Below are 584 nucleotides of genomic sequence, written 5' to 3'. Positions count from 1 at the left end.
GTCTGGAACCGATGCGCCAGTTCGAAGACGTGTTCGTCGGTGTCGCTCGCGATTGCGAACCTGCTGAGTTGTTCGAAGCAGTCAAACATCTCAAGGACAAGGTCCATCCCGAAGATCTCGACGCCGCGTGGGAACGCGGCATGGATCGCGAAGACTTCAACGTTGATGCCGTTCCCGACGGGTTTCATGTGAGCGGCTTTTTGAACACGATCACCGGTGCCAAGCTCAAGAAAGTCCTCGACTCGGTGTCAGCACCCCGCGACAAAGACGATGTCCGCACCGGGTCCGAACGCCGGGTCCAAGGACTCGATGACCTGCTCACGTCAGTTCTTGGCAACGGTCTGCCGTCCGACAAAGGCGTGCGACCCCACATGTCGGTGTTTGTGGACGCCGACACCCTGCAGGCCGCCGTCGACCACGTCCAGGCAAAGACCGAGAACCCGCACCTGATCCCTGACCCCATGCCCGCATCGGTTGAGCCGGCCACGCTCGCCGGACACGGCGCGATCGGACCGAATTTGTTGATGTATTTCCTGTGCGTGTCCGACTTCACCGCCTTCCTCATGAAACAAGGTGGCGGTCAC

The 584-nt window shown here is 60.3% G+C and carries 1 protein-coding gene; it reads left to right on the top strand.

Features of this window, described 5'->3' with window-relative positions; genetic code table 11:
- Window positions 1-584 (top strand): DUF222 domain-containing protein (locus ABD683_RS16615; protein ID WP_344771186.1); only part of this gene is annotated, 584 nt, incomplete at both ends.

The sequence above is a fragment of the Aeromicrobium panaciterrae genome (genome assembly GCF_039537165.1).
In the GTDB taxonomy this organism is placed as follows: Bacteria; Actinomycetota; Actinomycetes; order Propionibacteriales; family Nocardioidaceae; genus Aeromicrobium; species Aeromicrobium panaciterrae.
This window is presented reverse-complemented; position numbering and strand designations above follow the sequence as displayed.